Origin of the sequence: Streptomyces sp. NPDC050738, from assembly GCF_040654175.1 — a bacterium.
Classification (GTDB): Bacteria; Actinomycetota; Actinomycetes; order Streptomycetales; family Streptomycetaceae; genus Streptomyces.
In genome coordinates this window covers 446,634-466,004 of the sequence record NZ_JBFAHN010000004.1, presented here as the reverse complement: position 1 = coordinate 466,004, position 19,371 = coordinate 446,634, and the positions used below count along the sequence as shown (strand labels likewise).

16 protein-coding genes are annotated in these 19,371 nt (G+C 69.8%); 8 read left to right on the top strand and 8 right to left on the bottom strand.

Annotated elements, in window-relative coordinates:
* Positions 1–80: 80 nt before the first annotated feature.
* Both AB0H78_RS13880 and AB0H78_RS13875 read left to right on the top strand, forming a co-directional pair.
* Positions 81–575, top strand: coding sequence for an FBP domain-containing protein (locus tag AB0H78_RS13880; RefSeq protein WP_363234567.1), 495 nt, complete (start codon positions 81–83; stop codon positions 573–575).
* Positions 576–616: 41 nt separating this feature from the next.
* Positions 617–1,453, top strand: coding sequence for a MerR family transcriptional regulator (locus tag AB0H78_RS13875; protein WP_363234683.1), 837 nt, complete (start codon positions 617–619; stop codon positions 1,451–1,453).
* Between the two features lie 13 nt (positions 1,454–1,466).
* Here AB0H78_RS13875 and AB0H78_RS13870 read toward each other — a convergent pair whose 3' ends face one another.
* Complete coding sequence (locus AB0H78_RS13870) at positions 1,467–3,260, bottom strand: MFS transporter (protein ID WP_363234566.1); 1,794 nt, start codon at positions 3,258–3,260, stop codon at positions 1,467–1,469.
* Positions 3,261–3,532: 272 nt separating this feature from the next.
* Positions 3,533–5,767, bottom strand: a complete 2,235-nt coding sequence (locus AB0H78_RS13865; protein ID WP_363234565.1) for a D-alanyl-D-alanine carboxypeptidase — start codon at positions 5,765–5,767, stop codon at positions 3,533–3,535.
* A 193-nt stretch (positions 5,768–5,960) separates the two neighbouring features.
* Between AB0H78_RS13865 and AB0H78_RS13860 the strand changes: the two genes are divergently transcribed.
* The 3 genes from AB0H78_RS13860 (at position 5,961) to AB0H78_RS13850 (ending at position 8,114) form a co-directional block, all read left to right on the top strand.
* Positions 5,961–6,683 carry a GPP34 family phosphoprotein gene (locus tag AB0H78_RS13860; protein ID WP_363234564.1) on the top strand — a complete coding sequence of 241 codons (723 nt, stop codon included), beginning with the start codon at positions 5,961–5,963 and terminating at the stop codon, positions 6,681–6,683.
* 201 nt (positions 6,684–6,884) lie between these two features.
* The gene (locus tag AB0H78_RS13855) at positions 6,885–7,742 is read left to right on the top strand and encodes a helix-turn-helix transcriptional regulator (protein ID WP_363234563.1); all 858 of its coding nucleotides are present in this window, start codon (positions 6,885–6,887) and stop codon (positions 7,740–7,742) included.
* Positions 7,743–7,916: 174 nt separating this feature from the next.
* On the top strand, positions 7,917–8,114 hold the full coding sequence (locus tag AB0H78_RS13850) for a DUF397 domain-containing protein (protein WP_363234562.1): 198 nt from the start codon (positions 7,917–7,919) through the stop codon (positions 8,112–8,114).
* A gap of 89 nt (positions 8,115–8,203) precedes the next feature.
* On the opposite strand, the gene AB0H78_RS13845 is transcribed toward AB0H78_RS13850, so the two are convergent.
* Positions 8,204–9,043 (bottom strand): hypothetical protein, encoded by an 840-nt coding sequence (locus tag AB0H78_RS13845; RefSeq protein ID WP_363234561.1) that lies wholly within the window; start codon positions 9,041–9,043, stop codon positions 8,204–8,206.
* An 81-nt stretch (positions 9,044–9,124) separates the two neighbouring features.
* On the opposite strand from AB0H78_RS13845, the gene AB0H78_RS13840 reads away from it, so the two are divergent.
* Positions 9,125–9,907 carry an SDR family oxidoreductase gene (locus AB0H78_RS13840; RefSeq protein WP_363234560.1) on the top strand — a complete coding sequence of 261 codons (783 nt, stop codon included), beginning with the start codon at positions 9,125–9,127 and terminating at the stop codon, positions 9,905–9,907.
* A 343-nt stretch (positions 9,908–10,250) separates the two neighbouring features.
* On the top strand, positions 10,251–11,840 hold the full coding sequence (locus AB0H78_RS13835; RefSeq protein WP_363234559.1) for a sodium:solute symporter family protein: 1,590 nt from the start codon (positions 10,251–10,253) through the stop codon (positions 11,838–11,840).
* 84 nt (positions 11,841–11,924) lie between these two features.
* Here AB0H78_RS13835 and AB0H78_RS13830 read toward each other — a convergent pair whose 3' ends face one another.
* The 3 genes from AB0H78_RS13830 to AB0H78_RS13820 all read right to left on the bottom strand — a co-directional run bounded on the left by AB0H78_RS13830 (position 11,925) and on the right by AB0H78_RS13820 (position 16,643).
* Positions 11,925–12,335: a hypothetical protein gene (locus AB0H78_RS13830; RefSeq protein WP_363234558.1), complete on the bottom strand. Its 411-nt coding sequence runs from the start codon at positions 12,333–12,335 to the stop codon at positions 11,925–11,927.
* A gap of 105 nt (positions 12,336–12,440) precedes the next feature.
* Entirely contained in the window at positions 12,441–13,553 is a 1,113-nt protein-coding gene (locus AB0H78_RS13825; protein WP_363234682.1) for an ADP-ribosylglycohydrolase family protein, read from the bottom strand.
* A gap of 111 nt (positions 13,554–13,664) precedes the next feature.
* The gene (locus AB0H78_RS13820; protein ID WP_363234557.1) at positions 13,665–16,643 is read right to left on the bottom strand and encodes a tetratricopeptide repeat protein; all 2,979 of its coding nucleotides are present in this window, start codon (positions 16,641–16,643) and stop codon (positions 13,665–13,667) included.
* Positions 16,644–16,817: 174 nt separating this feature from the next.
* Between AB0H78_RS13820 and AB0H78_RS13815 the strand changes: the two genes are divergently transcribed.
* Positions 16,818–17,876 carry a tyrosine-protein phosphatase gene (locus AB0H78_RS13815; protein WP_363234555.1) on the top strand — a complete coding sequence of 353 codons (1,059 nt, stop codon included), beginning with the start codon at positions 16,818–16,820 and terminating at the stop codon, positions 17,874–17,876.
* 98 nt (positions 17,877–17,974) lie between these two features.
* Here the strand turns inward: AB0H78_RS13815 and AB0H78_RS13810 are convergent, their stop codons facing one another.
* Positions 17,975–18,469 (bottom strand): hypothetical protein, encoded by a 495-nt coding sequence (locus tag AB0H78_RS13810; protein ID WP_363234554.1) that lies wholly within the window; start codon positions 18,467–18,469, stop codon positions 17,975–17,977.
* Between the two features lie 40 nt (positions 18,470–18,509).
* On the bottom strand, positions 18,510–19,358 hold the full coding sequence (locus AB0H78_RS13805) for a hypothetical protein (protein ID WP_363234553.1): 849 nt from the start codon (positions 19,356–19,358) through the stop codon (positions 18,510–18,512).
* Positions 19,359–19,371 lie beyond the last annotated feature (13 nt).

Below are 19,371 nucleotides of genomic sequence, written 5' to 3'. Positions count from 1 at the left end.
GTGTCTCCTGTCGTCTCGCTCTCAACCTAGGAGAACTAACCATTTGCCTAGGCCCCCTAGGCAAAGTTAGCGTACTGAGCATGAGACCGGTAAGTGAGCAGGAGATCCGTGCGTCCTTCGTGAACTGTTCGAAGGGCGAGGCCAAGCGTCTGTCCGTACCCAGGGAGCTGGACCAGCAGCCCTGGGGCGATCTGGACTTCCTCGGCTGGCGCGACCCCGCGGCGCCCGAGCGCAGCTATCTCGTCGTCGAGCGGGACGGGCAGCTGACCGGTGTGGCGCTGCGCCATCCCGGGCGCAGGGGCGGACAGTTCCAGCAGCGCTCCATGTGCTCGCTCTGCCTGACCACGCACCCGCGCAGCGGTGTCGCGCTGATGACCGCGCCCAAGGCGGGGGCGGCCGGGCGGGACGGCAACTCGGTGGGCATCTATGTCTGCTCCGATCTCGCCTGCTCCCTGTACGTACGGGGAAAGAAGGAGCTGCCGCCGGGCGCCCGCTTCGAGGAGACCCTGACACTGGAGCAGCAGGTCGAGCGGCTGCTGGGAAAGCTCTACGGCTATCTGGACCTGCTCGTCTGAAGCACCTCGCTGTTGACCCTGCCCCAGGGGCAGACGCCACGATCGGAACGGAGGTTGAGCCCATCGACGCCGACCAGGAACTGCTGACCATCGGCGTATTCGCCGCCCGCTCCCGCCTGTCCCACAAGGCGCTGCGCCTGTACGACCGGCTCGGGCTGCTCGCCCCCGCCCGCGTCGACGAGGTCACCGGCTATCGCTGGTACCGCGCCGGCCAGGTGGAGCGGGCCCGGCTCGTCGCGCTGCTGCGGCGCGTCGACATGCCGCTCGCGCAGATCGCGGAGGTCGTCGAGCTGCCGGGACCGCAGGCCGCCGACGCGCTGGCCGTGTACTGGGCGGGCGTCGAGGAGCGGGCCGCCGTACAGCGGGCGCTCGTGGCTCATCTCCGTGACCGGTTGTCTGGAGAGAGGAAAGCGAACATGTACGAGGTCAGGACCGTGGACGTCGCGGAGCGGGCGGTGCTCTGCGAGCGCAAGCACCTCTACACCGACGAACTCCCCGAGTGGATCGGCGCGTCGATCGACCGCCTGGTGACGGCCGCCGAGGGGTACGGCGGCGTCGCGGACGCACCGTATGTCTCGTACTACGCCGAGGTGAGCCCGGAGAGCGACGGTCCCGCCGAGGCGTGCGTTCCCGTGCGCGAGCCCGGCGCCGCGACGCGCGTCGAGCCGGCGCAGCGGCTCGCCTACGTGAGGATCACGAAGGCCCAGGTCGCCTATCCGCAGATCCTCTCCGCCTTCGAGGCCGTGGAGGCCTGGGTGGAGAAGGAGGGGCTGAGCATCACCGGGCCCTGCCGGGAGATCTACTTCGCGGACTGGGGCGCGGCGGGGCCCGACGACGAGGTGTGCGACGTGGCGTTCCCCGTGTCCCTGGCTCCGTAGGAGCGAGCGGGGCTCACTCCAGCTCGTCCGGGCACGGGGTGCCCGGCACCAGCTGGTACGGGGACGCCAGCCGGTAGACGCCTGCCTTCGGGGCGAGCAGCCTGGTCCACTCGTCGCCCTCGGGGGTCTTCTCCGCCTTGCGCAGACAGCCGTGCAGATTGCGGAACTCGTCGGTGTCGTCGATCCGCTTCGGCACCGGCATGCTCTTGCCCTCCTCGTCGACCACGGCGAGCCAGCGCGAGTACGGGAGCCGGATCAGCACCCAGCCGGGCGCCTTCACGTCGATGGTCAGCTCGCCCTCCTCCGCGCGTTCCACGGAGCCGGGCGGGTCGGCCATCGGCGTGGCGCCCTCGACCGCGAAGAGCTGCCAGTTGGCGTCGGACCAGAGGCTCTTCAGATACGGCAGCCCGTCCCCGACCAGCTTCGCCTCCTTGGTGGCGCCCGAGGCGTCCGGGGCGCCGGTGGGCAGCACCACGAAGCGGACGGCCCAGCGGTCCAGCCAGGCGCGGTAGCTGATGGGGTTGAGGGTGTCGTCGTAGAAGAGCGGGTTGCGCTTCATGTCGGCCTGGCGGTTCCAGCCGCGGGCGAGATTGACGTACGGAGCGAGCGCCGACGCCTCGCGGTGGCTGCTCGCCGGGACCACCTCGACCCGGCCGCTCTCCGCGCCCGCGTCCTGCAGCTTGGCGACGAGCGGGGCCAGTTCACGGGTCCAGGAGGCGGTGGGGGCGGTACGGATGATGTCGTCGACGCCCTTGAAGCCGATCCAGAAGTTGAGTCCGGCGAAGGCGATGAGGACGATCCACCACTTGCGCGTACGGGGCGCGGTGTACGGCAGGGCGGCAAGCAGGACCACGCCCGCGAAGAGCATCGCGAGACGGGAGATGTTCGAGCCGATCTGGGAGTCGACCACCCAGGTGAGCAGCGTGCCGATCGCGTAGACGGCGGCGCCGACCCTGACCGTCTTCCAGTCCTTGGGGACCAGGAAGAAGACGAGGGCGCCGTACAGGAAGGGCAGCGAGGCCGTCCCGATCGACATCGGCTGGGTTCCGGAGAAGGGGAAGAGGAGCGCGGAGGCCGCGACGACGGCGACCGGGGCGAGACCCAGTGCGTACGCGCCCGGGCGCCTCTTGTTGAGGAAGAGCGCGGCGGCCACGACCCCGAGATAGAGGCCCGCGACCGGGCTGGACGCGGTGGCGAGTGCGGCGAGCGGGGCGGCGACCCAGGCCTTCGCCCAGCGCTTCTGACGCCACTTGTGCGGCCAGCAGAAGACGGCGGCGACCGCGCCCAGCGCGAACATCGTGCCGAGGCCGAAGGTGACGCGGCCCGACAGCGCGTTGCAGAGGAAGGCGAAGACGGCGGCCAGCGAGCAGGCGAGCGGATTACGGACGGCCTTGACGCGGACCAGGATCAGCGCGGTCAGGGCGGCCGAGACGGTGCCGGCGAGCATCATCGTCGGGCGCACGCCGATGACCGCCATCAGATATGGCGAGACGACGCTGTAGGAGACGGGGTGCATCCCGCCGTACCAGGCGAGGTTGTACGCGGATGCGGGGTGGCGGCCGACGAACTCGGCCCAAGCGTCCTGGGCGGCCAGGTCGCCACCGCTGTTGGCGAAGAAGAAGAACCAGACGACGTGGGCGACGGCGGCGGCGATGGTGGCGGTGACCACGGGGTGCCGGTGGGCGTACGCCCAGATGCGGCGGGCCGGGGGTGTTTCGGGGGCTCCGCCCCCGGACTCCGGCTCCTCAAGCGCCGGAGGGGCTTGAGCTCGCTCGGCGTGGGCTTGATCCGGGTCCGGCGGAGACACGCGTATGGGACCCCCGTCGTGGGGGCCGCTCCTGCCTTCTTCGCGCGTCGGCTCAGCTGTGGTCAAGGGCTCGCTCTCCTGTGCAGAAGGACGCTGTCCCGGCGTCCCACAGTTGCCCAGCGGCGCGCTGATTCCTCCCGGGGGTGCGACCCCCGGACCCCCAGCAGCACAAGCGGGCCCGTCCATGTTGCCCAGCGACGCTAACACGCGCACAGGGGGCTGCCGCCTCCGGTTAATTCCGGCCGGAGGCGGCAGCCGTACGCATCCTGCGATCAGCTCACGCGCGTCAGCTTGGCTCCGAAACCGGGCTCCGCCAGATCGCTCTGCAGGGCTACGGGTGCCGTCACCTTGCCGGGACCCGAGCCGACGGACACCTGGCCGACGACCTCGCCCGCCTTGCCCGAGTGCGGGACCGACTTGCCCGCGTCGCCGATCTTGATGTCGACCTGGAGACCGGGCCAGCCGACCGCCTTGAGGTCCTTGGTCGCGACCACGGGGGTGTTGCCGCCGAGCCCGTCGTCGACGTACCCGACGACCTCGCCCTTTTTGATCACGGTGGCGGAGGTGACGTCCGCCTGCACCTTCTGGATCAGCGTGTAGCTGTCGGCGATCGCCGCGTCGAGCTTCTTCTGGAGCGTGGTGCCGTCCTGCTGGCCCATCACCGCGCCGACGATCCGGCGGTACTCGCCGTCGACCTTCGTGTAGGCGGCCCAGAGGAGATTGCCGCCTGCGGGGGTGGACGAGCCGGTCTTGATGCCGGCCACGTTGGGCTTCAGCAGGATCGAGTTGTTGTTGTAGATCGTTCCCGGAACGCCCGGAATCTGGATCTGAGGCGTGTTCACGATCTCCTGGAACACCTCGTCGTCCATCGCGACCTTGCCCAGCTTCACCTGGTCCGTCGCGGTGCTGACCGTCTTGGAGTCGAATCCGCTCGGGTCGGTGTAGGTGGTGTTGGTCATGCCGAGCTCGGCGGCGGCGTCGTTCATCTTCTTCACGAAGGCCGCCGTCCCGCCGTCCCAGCGGGAGAGCAGGCGCGCCACGTTGTTGCCCGAGGGAATGAGGAGCAGCTGGAGCATCTGCTTCTCGGTGTAGACCTGCCCCTCCTTGATCTGCGCCGTCGACTCGTCCGTGGAGCCGGACTCGTCGGCCGCCACCTTGTCCACCCTGATGTTCGGGCCGTTCTCGTCGCCCTTGAGCGGGTGGTCCTTGAGGATCACGTACGCGGTCATGGCCTTGGCCATGCTCGCGGTCGGGGCGGGCTTCTGGGCACCCGAGGTGCCCAGGCTGCCGACACCGACGACCTCGGCGGCCGACTGGCCCTCGGCGGGCCACGGCATGCTCAGCTTCCCGCCCGCAAAGGTGTACGTGGAGTCCGTGGACAGCTTGAGGGCGGGGGCGGGCAGCGGGCGTACGTACTGCACGACCGCGAAGACGACCACCAGGAGCAGGAGCAGCGGGGTCCAGATCTTGAAACGCCGCGCGATCGTACGGACCGGGGTCTGCGCCGGCGGCGGGGTGTTGGTGAGCTCGGCGAGCAGGTCGAGCGGGGGCTTGGGCGGCAGGGGCTGCTGCCTGGTCCGCTCGGCGACGTCGGGCAGTGGTGCCACGGGAGCGACGGGCGTCGCCGCCTCGGGCGCGGCCTTCACGGGCTGCGGCTTCTTGGGCTCGGCGCGTACGTCGTCCGGCTTCAGCGGTACGAAGGTGCTGGTGCGCTCGGCCGCGCTCTCGGGCTTCGCGGGTGCCGGCTTCCTGGCCGGCACATCGCTCATCTTGAGCGCGGTGGTGGGCGTGTCGATGGCGCCCTTCGCGGGCGTGGGCAGCCGGAAGACCGCGGCGTGCTGATCGACTTCCTTTGCCTTCGCTTCCGCAACGTCCTTCTCTGCGGCGGCGGGGGCGGGAGTGGAGGCAGCCGCGTCGTCGGCGGGCGCGTCGTCGGCCGGCTCGGGTTCGGGTTCCGGTTCCGGCTCGGGCTTCGGCTCGGGTTCCGGGGTCTCGTCGGCGGGCGCCTTCCCGGAGGCCGGAGCGGCGTCCTCAGCGGCCTCGGAGCCTCCCGTGGGGGCCGCGTCCTCGGCGGGCGCGTCGTCGGCCGCCTGTGCGGGCTCCTCGGGCTCCTCGCGGTCCTCCGGCTCGGAGACGGCGGGGGCCTCGTCCTCGACGTCCGGTTCCGCGTCCGGTTCCGCTTCGGGCTCAGACTCGGGCTCGGTGTGCGCCGTCGCCGGGGCGTCCGGGGCCTTGGCCCCGTCGTGCTCCGGCTCGTCCGCCGAGGCGACCCAGGCGGCCACTGCCGCCCTCAGGCGGGAATTGCCCTGCTCCGGGTCCGGCTCCGATGCCGGCTTCGGCTTCGACTCCGGTTTCGCGTCGGACGACGCGGCGTCCGGTTCCGGCATGCGGAACACCTGCGTCGGCTGGTCGCCTCCGCCGGGGCGTTCACGGAAGACCGCCAGCCTCGGATCGCTCTCCTCCGACGACTTCCGCTGCTCCGACTTGTCGGGGGACTCGCCCGCCACCGATGCCTCCTCGATACGTCGCGCGGGACTTCCCGCCTGTCCGAACCATCTACCAGTGTCCTGTGTGGGGGCTTCACCCCCGTGCTAGACGAGAACGACATATGTATCGGTTCCCGTACAAACCAACCAGGCACCCTCGACAGACCAATGTGAGAGGGGTCACCCTGTCATTCATCCACGCGGGGAGGCATGGATGGGCAGGAGCCGCAGATCGATTCCGGAAGAGCTTCTACTGCTCGCTCTGGACCCGGCCACGGGTACCACAGCGCAGCCGCAGTCGCTCGACCTCGGCCTCGCCGGAGCTCAGCTAGTGGAGCTGGCTCTGGCAGGACGGATAGCCCCTGACGGGGATCGTATCGCCGTGGTGATGGCACGGCCGACAGGAGATCCGACACTGGACTCCGCACTGGAACTGCTGCGCAGGCGCGGCAGCCCGGTTCGGGCAGTTCACTGGATAGGCGGACCCCGATTGGGGCTTCGTCAGATTTACCTCGCTCATCTGGAGCGGTGCGGCATGGTGCATGCCGTGGCGGGCCAGATGTGCGGAGTGCTGCCGACGACTCGCTACCAAGCGACGGACACGGCAATCAGCAGGGACATCCGTGCCCGGCTGGACAGTGCGATCCGCACCGGCGTACCGCCGGACCCGCGGACCGCGGCGCTCGCCGCGCTCGCTCACGCAGTGGGGCTCGGCAAGCACCTGTATCCCGGCAACGAGGGGCGCTCATCACGCTCCCGGCTAAGGGACTTGATCAGGCACGACCCCATGGGCGGTCTCGTGGCGCACGCCGTGATGGACGTCCAGAACGGTGTGGCCGTACAGCCGCGCCGACCAGCTGCGCCCGCACCGGGCGGTCCGATGCAGACGCAGCAGCAGTCGCACCGCGGGTCCATGGCCCGTGTCGCGGCGCACTAGCCACACACGCACCACCGGAAACCGCCGCACCGACGTCCCCAAGACCCGGTTCGGGAGCCGCACCAAGAGCGCGCGGGGCCAGTCCAACTGGCCCCGCGCGCTCATTTTCTGGGCTTTCCTCAGCGCAACACGCTCAGTTGGTGGCAGTCTGCTGAGAGTTAATGCAGCTAGTACGCAGTTCAATGCCGGAGGTGCAGTTCCGTGGCGTCCAACGTCAACCCCACTGTCAGGCGCCGCCGACTGGGCCAGGAGCTCCGCAAGCTCCGCGAGCAGAAGAACATGACGGCCGAGCAGGTTGCCGACCGTCTCCTCGTCTCCCAGTCGAAGATCAGCCGTCTCGAGAACGGCCGTCGTTCGATCTCCCAGCGTGACGTCCGCGATCTCTGCGGGGTCTACGAGGTCGAGGACCACCGGATCGTCGACTCGCTGATGCAGATGGCCAAGGACTCGCGCCAGCAGGGCTGGTGGCACGCCTTCGGGGACATTCCGTACAGCGTCTACATCGGTCTGGAGACGGACGCCGCCTCCATCCGCGTCTACGAGTCCCAGGTCCTGCCCGGCCTGCTGCAGACCCGCGGGTACGCGGAGGCGCTCATCACCGGCGCGATGCCCGAGACCTCGACGACCGACATCGAGAAGCGCGTCCAGGTGCGGCTGCGCCGCCAGGACCGCATCCAGACCGCCGACAGCCCGCTGCGGCTGTGGGCCGTGCTCGACGAGGCGGCGCTGCGGCGTTGCGTCGGCGACAAGCAGCTGATGATCGAGCAGCTGGAGTATCTGGTCGAGTGGTCCCAACTGCCGCATGTGACCGTGCAGGTGATGCCGTTCTCCTCGGGCGCGCACCCGGGAGTCACCGGGCAGTACGCGATTCTCGAGTTCCCCGACGCCGGCGATTCGAGCGTCGTCTACATCGAGGGCGTCACCAGTGATCTCTATCTGGAAAAAGCGCAGGATGTTCAGCGCTACAGCGTGATGTACGAGCATCTCCGCGCGCAGGCACTCAATGCGGATGAGACACGTCAGTTCATTTCGGGCGTAGCCAAGGATTTCGCCCGCTGAGATTACGGGAAGGGGGGAAAGGTACACCCTGTCCGTACTCCGGCGGAAGACCCCCCTGGTATATGCCATCCGACCGAGTGAACGCGCCCCGCACGCCGGGTCGTTGGCGAGTAGCGTCGATCACGCCATCAAGAACGCTGGCGTCATCGAACCACTGGCTAGACCGGAGCAGACATGGCAATTCACCAGGGTGCACAGGAAATGTGGATCAAGTCCTCCTATTCTGCGGGGAACGGCGCATGCGTAGAGGTCAAGTCCCCGATCATGAAGGCCATTGCCGTACGGGACTCGAAGATCTCGGAAGGTCCCTCGATCACCTTCACCTCTACGTCGTGGAACGCTTTCGTGACCGAAGTGGCCCGCCCCGCCTGATCAACACAATTGAGCACCACCGCACCATGAAGAAGAGCCCTCTCGACTGGATCGCCGTCCCGGCCGAGGGGGCTCGGCCCATTCCCGGGCTACCTCAACCGATCCACATAGCGGTCCGTCCCCGGAATGGTCGGGATGAACGGAGCGACCAATTCCACCCGACCCAGACCTGAGGCAGCGACCACTTCACCCAGTCCCGTGAAGTGCTCGTCCCAGACCTCGTGCGGATCCTGCTCCAGGAACCAGAGCAGCGTCAGGCGGGTGTCGACCCCCTCGACCTGCTTCACATACGTCATCCGGTCCCCCGGCAGCGGCGTCGGCCGGAAGATCACCACCATCGCCGCGGGTCCGCCCGCGAGCCGCTCCGGCAGATGCCGGGAGCGCAGCCACTCCAGCAACTCGCCCCGCTGCTCCGGCCCTTCCGCGTCGACGACCTCCAGGACCAGGCCCTTGTACGGGTGGTCCAGCGCATGGAAGTCCCGCGGCCCCGCCGCCCCGTCCCGGTAGACGGTCGCCTCGTGGTCCTGGAAGGCCGTGAAGACGTGCGTGCGGTCCTGATAGACCCGACCGTCCCTGTTCAGCCTCTTGTTGATGCCGACGGTCCACTTCATGTGGTCGTCGTAGCGCCCTTCGGTCACCCAGTACGTGGAGATGTAGCAGCCCGCGCCGACCGGCTGCGCGACCGCCGACTTCTCCGGGTAGCGCAGCTCCTGGAGCTCGCGGGTGGCGACCCAGCGGCGCCCGGAGGCCATCCAGGGCATCGCCATCGCGCCGGCGTAGTAGTGGTCGTCCTCGTACCAGCGGTTGTACGCGTACTCGTGGCCCGGGTGCGGCTCGACCATGGTGATCAGCGCATGGCCGGGGTGCACCCCGTAGGGCCCGACCGCTGCCAGTTCCGCGTACACCTCGCTGCGGGTCTCTTCGCTCACGTCGCTTCCCTTCCTTCCTCCTCGGGACGGCCCTACTCTGACGGTCCGTCAGGAGAACTGCCATAGCCGGGAGGCGACCGAATGCTCCTCGCAGACAAGACCGTCATCGTGTCGGGCGTCGGGGCCGGGCTCGGCCATCAGATCGCCGCGGCCGTCGTACGGGACGGGGGCAACGCCGTCCTCGGTGCGCGCACCGAGTCGGTCCTCGCCAAGGCCGCCGCCGAGATCGACCCGGAGGGCGCGCACGCGGCGTACCGCTCCACCGACATCACCGACGAGGAGCAGTGCGAGGCGCTCGCGGCGCTGGCCGTCGAGCGGTTCGGCGGGATCGACGCGGTGGTCCATGTCGCGGCCTGGGACAGCTACTTCGGCGGGCTGCAGGACGCGGACTTCGAGACCTGGAAGGGCGTCGTCGACGTCAATCTGCTCGGCACGCTGCGGATGACGCGAGCCTGTCTGCCGGGGCTCAAGGAGCGGGGCGGCTCGGTCGTCATCGTAGGAACGCAGTCGGCGGTGGCCGCACCGTCAGAGGTGCACCAGGCGGCGTACGCGGCGTCCAAGGGGGCGCTCACCTCGGCGATGTACTCCCTGGCGCGCGAGCTGGGGCCGCACCGGATCCGGGTGAACACGGTGCTGCCCGGCTGGATGTGGGGTCCGCCGGTGCAGGCCTTCATACAGTTCACGGCGCACACCGAGGGTGTGCCCGAGGACGAGGTCATGAGCCGGCTCACTCAGCGGATGGCGCTGCCCGAGCTGGCCACGGACGGGGATGTGGCGGAGGCCTGCACCTTCCTGGCCTCCGACCGGGCGAGGGCGATCACCGGGCAGTCGCTGCTGGTGAACGCGGGTGAACTGATGCGTTAAGTCTGACAGTTGGGACAGTTGGAACTCTCCTCGCTTCGGCCGCTCGGGACCCGCATCCCGGGCGGTCGTTTCGTTGCGGTTACCGCTGTGCGTCTGACGAAGTGCCCGCTCATGGTGTGGCCCGCGTCACCCCAAGGGCAACCAGGGTCAAGGTCAAGAGCAAGTAAAATCGTTCTGCTTTGTGATCTGCGTTCATATCTGTGATCGCCGAGGGTCTTGACCGACCCTCCGAACAGAGGGTTCAATCCCTGACGTCCCCACTCCCGCACGGGGGCAACCGCCCGGATGACGTATTGACGAAGTGCGTCCATCGTTCAGCAGGCGGACCCCGGAAGGGGGCACAGTGAACAGTCTCGACTGGGTCGTGCTCATCGCTTACTTCGGCGTGATGATCGCGATCGGTGTCTGGTCCCACAAGCGTGTGGACAACGTTTCCGACTTCTTCACGGCCGGCGGCAAGATGCCGTGGTGGCTCGCGGGCATCTCGCACCACATGTCCGGCTACAGCGCGGTGATGTTCACCGGCTACGCCGGCATCGCGTACACCTTCGGCGTCACGTCCTTCGTGACCTGGTCGCTGCCGATCGCCATCGGCATCGGCATCGGCGCCAAGCTCTTCGCGCCCCGGCTCAACCGGCTGCGCTCGAAGCTGCACGTCGCCTCGCCGCTCGAGTACCTCAAGAACCGCTACAACATCCAGACCCAGCAGGCGCTCGCCTGGTCGGGGCTGCTCCTGAAGATCGTGGACGTCGGCGCCAAGTGGGCGGCCATCGCCACGCTGCTCTCGGTGTTCACCGGCATCACCATCACCCAGGGCATCTTCATCACCGGCGCCATCACGGCCGTCTACTGCACGGTCGGCGGGCTCTGGGCGGATGCGCTCACCGAGCTGGGGCAGTTCATCATCCAGCTGCTCGCCGGTATCGCCATGCTGGTCACCGCGATGAGCAAGCTCGGCGGGTTCTCGTCGCTGTGGACCGTCTGGGACAAGCTGCCCAGCGGGCACACGCACCCGACGGCCGGCCCGTACACGATGACCTTCCTCATCGCATACCTCTTCATCAAGACCTTCGAGTACAACGGCGGCATGTGGAACCAGGCCCAGCGCTACATGGCGACGACCAGCGCGCGGGACGCCACGCGTTCGGCCCGTCTCTCGGCGATCCTGTGGCTGGTCTGGCCCGCCGTGCTGTTCTTCCCGATGTGGGTCGCGCCGCTGCTCGTCCAGGCGAAGAAGCCTGACGCGTCCGACTCGTACGCGCTGATGACCGAGCAGCTGCTGCCGCACGGGCTGCTGGGTCTGGTCGTCGTCGGGTTCTTCTCGCACACGATGGCCATGTGCTCGTCCGACGCCAACGCCATCTCCGCCGTCTTCACCCGGGACATCGCGCCCGCCTTCTCCAAGACGGCGCGCGAGTGGTCGACGCGGGCCGGACTGCTGGCGGCGCGCCTGTCCACGCTGTCCTTCCTGGGGCTGTCGATGGCGCTCGCCACCCAGATCAACTCGCCCACGTTCAAGGACATCATCACCGTCGTCATCAAGTGGGTGGCCGGTCTGATGGGGCCGATCGCGATCCCGTTCATGCTGGGGCTGCTGCGGCAGTTCCGTAAGTCGGGGCCGACGGCGGCGCTCACCAGCTGGGCCGCGGGTCTGCTGGCGTTCTTCTTCACCAACTACAACTTCGACGGTTCGGCCAAGACGGACGTCGCGCTGCAGTACCAGGTCGCGCTGCCGCTGGCGATCTCGCTGGTGCTCTACATCCTCATCGGCTTCATCAAGCCGGAGGACACCCCGGAGCGCGACGCGATCATCGCCACGATCAACTCCGACGACGACGGGCCGTTCGCGCCTGCTGCGGCGGCGGCCGGCGTGCCGGCTCCCGCGGAGGCGGGGGATGGGAAGGTGCTGGGGCGCGAGGGGGCGGGCAGTTAGCTTCTGGCCTTTGTACGTGAAGGAGCCCGCCGCCTCTGTCGAGGTGGCGGGCTCCTTGGCGTACGGGCGGTGCTGCGTGCTGCGTCAGAGGACCGAAGTGTCCGCGGTGGCGGCGTTGTCGACCAGGCCGCCACCCGGGACCTCTTCGGCCGGGCAGGCCGGGGTCTCGGTGCAGAGCGGGGCGTACGCGAACCAGCCGGTGTCCTGGGGGGCGGGCTGCGCGGCGGCCTTGGTGAAGGCGGCCCACCATGCGGCGGCCTGCTCGGCGGGGGTCGCGGGGGTCTCCGCCGCGCGCTCCTGGGCGCCCTGCGCGTTCGCGTAGAAGTCGGTGTAGAACGGGTCGTTGCTGAACGGGGCGCCGAAGGGCACCGCCGACGCCGAGCGGTCCTGCGGGAACGGCTCGGCCGCGGTGGCGGAACCGGCGCCGATGCCGAGGCCGATGCCGGCGAAGGCCAGGGTGAGCAGCGGGACGGTGATGATCCGGGGTGCGGTCATGGCCTCGAACCTGTCGCCTCACGCCGTCCCGGGCGAGGGGACATGCGGAGGGGACGGCCTGCTGACCCCGGACAGCGGGCGTGCGGGCCGGTGGCGGCGGGAAGTTCAGCCCCTGGGGTAGCGCTGGAGCCAGCCCGGTGCGGAGGCTGCCGGGCCGTGCAGTGCGGGGCCCTGGGTCATTTCCATGGCGAAGTCGTCGGCCAGTTCCAGGATCGTGGCGCGGCCCTCCAGTTCGGACAGCCAGGCCGGGGGCAGGGCCGTCTCGCCGTGCAGGGCGCCCAGCAGGGAGCCGCAGATCGCGCCCGTGGCGGCGGAGGGGCCGCCGTGGTTCACGGCCAGGCCCAGGCCGTGCCGTACGTCCTCGCCGACCAGCGCGCAGTACACGCCGATCGCCAGGGCCTCCTCGGCCACCTCGGCGTCGCCCAGCGATGCGACGCGCTCCTGGTTCGGCATGCCCTGTCGTACGGCGCCCAGCGCGTGCTGGAGCGCCTCGGTGACGGGCTGGTGGCCCGGGCGGGCGGCGAGCTGCGCCAGGGCGCGCTGGACGGCGGCGTCGAGGGTCTCGGAGCGGGCGAGGGCGTGCACGATGACGGCGTACGCACCGGCGCTGAGATAGCCGGTGGGGTGGCCGTGGGTCTGGGTGGCGCATTCGACGGCCAGTTGGAAGACCAGGCCCGGGTCCCAGCCGACGAGGAGACCGAAGGGCGCCGAGCGGGCGAGGGCTGCGGCGTCGCGTGCGGCCGGGTTCTTGGGGGTGTCCAGGGTGCCCATGGTCTCGTCGCCGAGGCCGATGAGGCAGACCCGGGACGGGTCGCGGCGTGCGTACAGCCACTCCTCGCGCGCCAGCCAGCCGTCGTCCTTGCGGCGCTCGTCGGGGCCCCAGTCGCTCTGGGTCGCCGCCCAGCGCAGGTGGGCGCGGTGGACGTCGGTGGGCGGGTGCCAGGCGCCGGTGTCGCGGCGGACCTGGGCCCGTATGAGGCCGTCGACGGTGAAGAGGGTCTGCTGGGTGACGGAGGTGACCGCACCGCGTCTGCCGTACGCGGGGAGCAGGTCGGCCGGGCCCTCGGCGCCGTGGGCCTCGCGGATCGCGTCGGCGTCGAGCGCCGCGAGCGGGGCGCCGAGCGCGTCACCGACCGCACCACCGATCAGACACCCGCGAACGCGGCTGCGGAAGTCCTGTTGCTCGGCCCTGCCCCAGAGAGGCGTGGCGGTGGCAATGGGTGATGCGCTCATGACGGAGCACTTTAATCGACCATGTCTGATGGAATAAGGGCGCGTTCGTTTTGCGAATGATCGCCTACGACGGTGGATTTGACCCCGGCCGACGTTCTAGCGGGCGTCCATGATTTCCTGCGCCCGCCGCAGGCGCAGCTCGAACCGGGTCGGGTCCGCGCCCCGATGTCCGCTCATCTCCCGCAGGTAGTACACGAGCGTGGCCCTGTCCTGCCAGGAGATCTCGGCCACTGGATAGTCGGCGAGGCCGGCGTCCGCGGTGGCCCAGTCGCCGAGCGCGCAGTGCACCGCGATCGCCGACGTCGGTTCGACCTCGTCGCCGTACGCCAGCACCCGGCGCCACAGCGGGGCGGCCTCCGCCGTACCGAGCATGCGGGACGTCAGCATCGCCAGACGCCCGTCCGCCTCGATCGGGTCGTCGGCGCGGAGCAGCTCCGCGCACTCCCGCGCCCGGTCGAACTGGCCCAACTGCCGGTACGCGTCACTCAGGTTGTCGGCCCAGATGTCGTCCGTCCTGACCTCCGGCGGAGCCGTCTCGTAGTCGGCCAGTACGTCGGCGGGGCGACCGCGGAGCAGATGGACCTCCGCCCGGAGGCCCAGTGCCCAACCCGGGCTGTAACCCGTCTCGACGCACCGGGCGAGATCCGCGAGCACCGCCTCGAAGACGGCGTCCGCGCTGTGGCCGCCGACTCCGTGGCGCAACCGCACGTCGACACGGCGGGCCCTGGCCCATGCGTAATCCGGGGCCAGTTCCACGGCGCGGTCCAGGCTGTCCAGGGCCTCGGTCGGACGGCCGAGCTTGTGCAGGGACACGCCCCTGGCCGCGAGGACGGGTGCGTACTGCGGATCGAGCGCGAGCGCCCGGTCCAGCTCCACCAGCGCCTCTTCGTACCGGCCGAGAATCCGGTAGGTGTCCCCGCGTTCGGAAGCGACCCACTTGCTGTCGGGCGACAGTGCGAACGCCCGGTCGAGATCGGCCAGGCAGCCGTCGTTGTCGTCGAGGGCGAGCCGGATATCGGACCTGCGGACCAGCGCCCACACATAGTCCGGATCCACTTCCAGCGACCGGTCCAGATCGGCCAGAGCGTCTTCCTTGCGGCCCAGGTCGTCCTTGGCCGCGCCCCGGATCGCGAGCGACCAGGCGGTGTCCGGCTCCAGTTCCAGCGCCCGGTCGAGGTCCGCGATCGCGGCCTCGTTGCGGTCCGCCTGCCAGTGCAGATCGCCCCGTTCAGCGAAGAACCACTCGGTGTCGGGGCCCAGTTCGACAGCCCGGTCGAAATCGGGCAGCGCACCCGCCAGGTCACGCATGCGCTTACGGGTCATGGCGCGGCCGAAATGGGCGCGGGACTCGTCCGGCGACAGGGCCAGCGCCGCGTCGTAGTCACGGAGGGCCCGGTCGGTCTCGCCGAGCTCACGCAGTTCCCTCCCGCGCACCATGAGGGTCAACACCCTTCCCGCACGGTCCAGTTCGGCACGGGTGAGTACGAGGGTCAGGACCCGGACGATCCCCTGCTCGTCGGACTCGTCGTCGGACTCGTCCGCGAGGGCCGTGCGGCACTCACCGGCCCAGACGGCCAGATCCGCATCGTCCGTGTCCTCGCCCGCGGCCAGCAGCATCTGCACCCAGGCGCGGGCGACGGTCAGCCCGCAGTCGCAGGCGTCGGCCAGATCGCGCAGCACCCCGGGCAGCGCGGCCCGCGACCCGGCGCAGAGCAGGTGATAGTCCTCCTCCCTGCGCAGTGCGTTCCAGGTGTCGTCCGACCACTGCTCCGCCGGCTTCATGCCCGCACCCGCGGCCTCCCGCCACCCGGCGTACGCCTCGGCGAGCCGGGTGTGCGCCTCGTTCCAGCGCTGCGGCGAGTTCGTGCGCTGCAGGCGCAGCATGGCCGTGCGTACGACGTCGTGGTACTGGGCGCGGCCCGCCCGGTCGCGTACGAACGGCAACTCCCGCAGCCAGGCGAAGAGTTCGGTGGCGCGCGCTTCGACCGCCACCCTGAAGACGTCGTCGTTCAGCTCGCGCGGGAGCGCGCCCGCCAGGGCTGCCGACCTGCGCACCGGGTCGGCCTCCCACTTCAGGAAACGCTCGACCGCCGTGCCGCTGGGGTCGCCGACCGCGCCGGGATCCGTGGGCCGGTTCTCGGCGAGCGCGCTGACCAGGACGGGGAGGCGGCCGGAGAGGCGCAGGATGACCTCCACCACGCGTTCGTCGGTGATGCCCTTGCCGGCCAGCAGGCTGCGGGCCTCCGCCGCGGTGAAGCGCTCCAGCGGGAACTCCTCGACGAACTCCGCGAAGTCGGCCCAGCAGCGGGCGTCCAGGCTGCCCTGACCTGCGAGGGTGACCACCGTGGCGGCGGGCAGCTCGCCGTAGCGGTCGCTGGTGAGCAGGTCGCGGAGCCAGTTGTCGAGGAGCGGGCCCGTGCGTTCGTACGTGTCGAAGAAGAGCGCGATCCAGGGGGCGGCCTCGGCCGCCTCGCACAGCTCCCGCACGAGGACGGGGGTCAGCGCCTGCAGCGGGTCCATCACCAGCTGCACATCATCCTGGTTGCGCAGCCGCGAGCTGAGGGCGGCCCTCAACCGGTCGGCCCCCTGGGCCAGTTGGGCCGGATCCATCGCATCGGCGACGACCCCTCCGACCACCGGCACCATGCGCAGAGTGAAGAGCCCCGCCTGGGAGGCGATCATCGATCCCGCCGACGGCGGCTGCACCCCCGGCTCGGGGGCCACGACGGCCGACTCCGCCTCGTGGCGCCGCTGCCGGTAGGTGGCGAGCATCCTGTCGAGGGCCTTGAACACATGGCCCTGCTGGGCGAACTGGGCGCTGATCGCGGCCATCGCCTCGGGAATGCTGTTGACCGCCTCGTCGACGTACGCGACGAGCGCCCCGTGCTCGCGGGCGGAGTCCTCCAGGCGGCGCACGAGGGACGTCTTGCCGACGCCCGCTGTGCCGTGCACGTGGTAGAGGAAGCGGTGGCGCTCGTCCTCGGGCGGGATACCGAAGTTGGCGCGGTACGCCCCGAGTTCGTCACGCCGTCCGACGAACCCCGCGTGCCTGCGGCGTCGGATCAGGTCCTGCATGGACGGCCGCCCGGGACCCATCAGCCCCACCTCTCCCCCGTCGAAACCGGTATACCAGTCTGCCAGCCCCCGCGCGCCCGGGACAGGCGTGATCGACAGCTGAACCGATGCACTTCAGTCCACCTTCGACCGGAGTTCACCGCCGGTTCGTGTGGGGAGCGAAACATCCGCCCCATGAAGCGAATCAAGACCCCCGCATATCTGCTGGCCGCGGCCCTGGCGGTGGCGGTCAGCGCCCCTGCGGCGTCCGCGCACCCCCGCCCGTCCCACCACACGATCCCCTTCACCACGGCCGAGGTGACGGCGCACAACGACGGTTCGTACACCGTCGCCTGGCAGGCCCCCGGCATACGGAAGGTCGCGATCCGCGCCAACGGGCGTGTGGTGGCGGGCGGCGCCGGAACGGGGCAGGTCACCGTAAGGGGGCTGCCGGCGGCCGACCGCCAGTGGTTCGACCTGGTGCCGGAGCGGGGCGGCTCGCTGCACCTGGCCGACCGCCTGGTGAAGCTCGACGCGGCGGTCAACTTCCGTGACGCGGGAGGCTATCGGACCACTGACGGCCACTGGGTGAAGATGGGCGAGGTCTACCGCTCGGACGCCCTGAACAACCTCACCCCCACCGACCTGGCGAAGCTGCACAGGCTGCACATCGCCACGGTCTTCGACCTGCGCACGGAGTCCGAGCGCGCGACGGCCCCCGACAGGCTGCCGCAGGGAGCGAAGGGTGTGGTGGCGGACGTCCTGGCGGGCTCGTCGATGACGACCACGATGCCGACGTCGGCCGAAGCGGCGGCGCAGATGATGGCGGACGGCGAGAAGTTCATGGTGAGCGGCGCGACGGCCCGGGCGGCGTACACGTCCGTGCTGGGCGGCATCTCCCAGGCCTCGCCCACGCGCGCGGTGGTCTTCCACTGCACGGCGGGAAAGGACCGTACGGGCTGGTCGAACGCGGCTCTGCTGACGGCACTCGGAGTCCCCCGCACGACGGTGATGTCCGACTACCTGGCGTCGAACGACTACCGCGCGGCGGCCAACGCGGCGGCCCTGGCTTCGATGCCGGCGGCGCAGGCCGCGATCTACAAGCCGATGCTGGACGTACGGCCCGAGTACCTCAACTCGGGCTTCGACGAGGTGGCCGAGAAGTACGGCACGTTCGGCACGTACCTGAAGAAGGCCGTCGGCGTGGACGCCCGCGAACTGCATTCACTCCAGCGGGAGTTGCTGGTCGGCTGACTTCTCACGGACGGTCCGTGGCCCGGGGGTGACCCGTACCTGCCCAGGTGATCCAGCAGGTGTCACGGGCGGAGCCGCCCGGTCACCCCGACTCGGCGTCATGCGATGTCCATGGGGTTCGGCACCGGGCCATAGTCCGCATCGTGGTCCGTCGTGAGTGCGGCCAGAAGCTCGGGATCCGAGTGGACCTCTGCCGTGTGCTGCCATGCGGTGAGGAGTTGGGCCACGGAGGCGTTGTTGGCGATGGACTCGGCCGCGCGCATCGTGTCCACCAGCTCGACCGCGAAAGCGTGCACATCGGGCTCGGGCAGGAACCGCACCCAGGGAAACGCGTCCGGCAGTACATCCAGGAGCAGGTCCGTACTGCCGGGCTCCCGCCGCGCCATCGCGGCCAGCATGCGCGTCGCGGCCGAGACCACCGTGCGGTCCTGTTCGGCCCGGGCGGCAGTCGTGAGCACCAGGTCCTCACCGTCCCTCCGGTGCAACAGCAACCGCTGCGACTTCTTGAGCCGTGCCAGCGTCTGCTTGTTCTTGTTGACCAGTTCGGAGAAGTTCACGGAGTCAGGAACTGCAGCCACAGGGTCGGTGCTCATGACTTCGAAAGTACTTCGAAACTCGCTGCGCCGCCATCCCTCACACGGGTGACGCGAGCTTCTTCAGCACATACAGATCCCAGGAGTCCGGGTCGCCGATGTACTGGTACAGCGTGGCCCTGCCCTCGGCTCCTCCCACGTTCCAATCAGCCCACGAGCAGCCCGCTTCCGGGAGATCGACTTCGATCTGCTGGCTCCAGGTGCTCTTCCCCGGCCTGTACGTCCAAGTGCCCGCGCCGGTGCAGTCGTTCACCACGTCCTCGAACTCGTCGTCGACCGTGTACGCATCGACGCCGGAGGCCGAGACCGTGCCGTCCGCGGCGAAGGTCAGCGTCCCGCCCTTCCCGTCGGACCAGGTGCCGACGAGGGCCGCCCGCGACAGAGCCGGCGGGCGATACACCTTGAATACACCCGTGGAGGTTCCGAAAACGCCGAGCACGACGGCGACAACCGCCGCCAACATGCCCCACCGCGCCACCGGGGCGAAGATTCTCCGCATGCGCGATCGACAGGCCAGGGCGGGAACGGCGAGCGCGGCGGTGGCCGTCAGCCACCACGCGACGGTCGCACGTGCACCCAAGGGGCCCACCGCCGCGACCCGGCCCGCGAGGAGCACGAGGGAGAATCCGGCCGCCACCACCGGCACCCACCACCACGCCTCCCGCCCGCCGAACCGTCTCCCCAGCACATCCCCCAGCCGTACCGTGGGCAGGACGAGGACCAGCGACACCACCGCCGCCACGAGAGCGCCAGCCGCCCCGACAAACGGCACGAGGATCACGCCGAGCGCATAGTTGCCGCCGACGTTCGGGGACTCCTGCGTCTGCTGGTAGACGAGGATCGCGATCAGCGCGAGCAACTCCTCGACGAACAGCACCGCAATCGACATCGGCAGCATCCGC

Excerpts from the sequence above, each read along its gene's own strand:
- AB0H78_RS13815 (WP_363234555.1), top strand. The coding sequence starts at position 16,818 with ATGAAGCGAATCAAGACCCCCGCATATCTGCTGGCCGCGGCCCTGGCG.
- AB0H78_RS13840 (WP_363234560.1), top strand. The coding sequence starts at position 9,125 with ATGCTCCTCGCAGACAAGACCGTCATCGTGTCGGGCGTCGGGGCCGGG.
- AB0H78_RS13810 (WP_363234554.1), bottom strand. The coding sequence starts at position 18,469 with ATGAGCACCGACCCTGTGGCTGCAGTTCCTGACTCCGTGAACTTCTCC.
- AB0H78_RS13830 (WP_363234558.1), bottom strand. The coding sequence starts at position 12,335 with ATGACCGCACCCCGGATCATCACCGTCCCGCTGCTCACCCTGGCCTTC.
- AB0H78_RS13880 (WP_363234567.1), top strand. The coding sequence starts at position 81 with ATGAGACCGGTAAGTGAGCAGGAGATCCGTGCGTCCTTCGTGAACTGT.
- AB0H78_RS13860 (WP_363234564.1), top strand. The coding sequence starts at position 5,961 with ATGGGCAGGAGCCGCAGATCGATTCCGGAAGAGCTTCTACTGCTCGCT.
- AB0H78_RS13805 (WP_363234553.1), bottom strand. The coding sequence starts at position 19,358 with ATGTCGATTGCGGTGCTGTTCGTCGAGGAGTTGCTCGCGCTGATCGCG.
- AB0H78_RS13820 (WP_363234557.1), bottom strand. The coding sequence starts at position 16,643 with ATGCAGGACCTGATCCGACGCCGCAGGCACGCGGGGTTCGTCGGACGG.
- AB0H78_RS13850 (WP_363234562.1), top strand. The coding sequence starts at position 7,917 with ATGGCAATTCACCAGGGTGCACAGGAAATGTGGATCAAGTCCTCCTAT.